The sequence below is a fragment of the Rhodococcus sp. ENV425 genome, assembly GCF_002887785.1.
GTDB classification, from domain to species: domain Bacteria; phylum Actinomycetota; class Actinomycetes; order Mycobacteriales; family Mycobacteriaceae; genus Rhodococcus; species Rhodococcus aetherivorans.
This window is the reverse complement of record NZ_PCZU01000234.1, coordinates 1-1627: the sequence shown is the minus strand read 5'-3', so window position 1 is coordinate 1627 and position 1627 is coordinate 1. Positions and strand designations below refer to the sequence as shown.

Genomic DNA, 1627 nt, shown 5'->3' with positions numbered 1-1627 from the left:
CCGGTGGCCCCGGATCCGGTACCGCCGGGGGCGGCGCCGGATCCGGGGAGGGGGTGGCACCGGCGGGGGCGGAGGTCCGGCGTTGACGCTCGCGCCAGGCGCGCGCACGTTCGGCGCTGTTGGCGTACTGCTTGCGGCGGCCGCCCGTCGCCGGGGTGTCCCCGATCGGTGTGCCGCCCGACGAGGCTGCATCGCTCACGACCGCAGGTTACCAGGGCGAACACCTCCGAACGTTCGAAACAAACGTTCGGAGGTCACGAATGGGTCATCTTTGCGAACGTTCGAATCGTTCGTTCGGTTTCGGTCGTTCTACCAGGTGACGGACAGATCGTCGGCGACACCCAGGTCGGCGCACAACCGGCGGATCGCGCTGCAGTCCTGCACCACCCGCCGCGGATGCGGCGCCGCCGCGGTGTCCGCGAGCATCTCCCGCCCGCCCGGAACGCGCTCCGCCTCCACGATCGCCGCCCAGGTTCCCAGATCGCTGCCGGTGAAGGCCTCGATGCCCGCCGCCAGGGCCTCGACCAGCTGCGCCCGGTCGCCGGGCCCGAGATCGGTGAACACCATCTTCAGCAGCTCGGCCGCGAGGGAGGCGTGGCTGAGCTCGTCGCGCCGGTGCAGGGCCACCGTCGTGCGGTTGACCGGCTGCAGATCCTCGTCCTCGGTCATCAACCCGAGAAACGCGCTGATGGACGTCTCCGCGACGGTGGTGAACGCCAGCCGGATCAGGGCCTGCGCCCGCGGATCCGGCGCCGCGTCGACGGCGGCGCGGTGCTCGCGCACGGTCCGGCACGGCGGCAGCGCCGACTCGGGCATCCGCCAGCCGCGACGCCGGCGGATCACCGCGCTCGCGTTGAGATGCATCAGGGTGTGGTACTGCTCGTCGACCATCGCCTGCAGCACCCCCGCGGTGACGGTGTCCGACGGTCCGACCTCGAAGAAGTCCGTCGTGATCAGCGCGAAGCCGGGGTTGACCACGTACTGCTCGATGTCCATGACGTTCTTGTTGTACGCGATCCACCCCCAGCCCCGCAGCCGGGCCCGGCGCTCCTCGTCCAGGGCACGGTACGCGGGGTGGGCGTGGAACGGCACGAGTTCGTCCGGGAAGTCCAGCCGGGTCGGATCGAACAGCTCGTCGAGATCGGGTTCGCGCTTCTTGACCGTGGCGCGCCGCCCCCATGACCGCGCCAGGCCCCGCACGACGGCGCTCTCGACGACGTCGTGCGGATCGTGGTCGGGCAGCGCGGGCGCGAGCAGCGGGCCCCGCGCCCCGGACAGATCAGGCTCGGCCATGGCGGCTCTCCGTTTCCTCGTGCGTCAGCTCCGCGAACAGTCCCGCACACAGCTCCCGATACCGGTCGGCGTCCGCGCCCAGCGGCGTTCCGGCCCGGGCCAGCAGGTCCGCGAACCCGGCCACCGAACCGGCGCCGACCACTGCGTCGAGTTCGTCGAGGGAGGCGCGCAGCGCCGCCCGGGCGGCGGCCGCGTGCGGATTGCCGGCCTGCACGTCGAGATACACCTCGGGCGCGCCGGCGGTGATCCGCGCGAGCAGCGCCCGCAGCAGCACGTGCGGCGGCGGTGCCGTCGCCCCCGCCACCGACGGGGACACGTCGAGCCGGCCCAGCGC

The 1627-nt window shown here is 72.8% G+C and carries 1 protein-coding gene and 2 pseudogenes; all 3 read right to left on the bottom strand.

The window, feature by feature from the left end; translation table 11 throughout:
* A pseudogene (locus CQZ88_RS20230) lies at window positions 1-199 on the bottom strand (hypothetical protein); the annotation flags it as partial.
* Between the two features lie 110 nt (window positions 200-309).
* Complete coding sequence (locus CQZ88_RS20225; protein ID WP_029543796.1) at window positions 310-1293, bottom strand: diiron oxygenase; 984 nt, start codon at window positions 1291-1293, stop codon at window positions 310-312.
* Window positions 1280-1627, bottom strand: a pseudogene (locus CQZ88_RS20220) (prephenate dehydrogenase/arogenate dehydrogenase family protein); the annotation flags it as partial. The pseudogene CQZ88_RS20220 and the gene CQZ88_RS20225, both read right to left, overlap by 14 nt.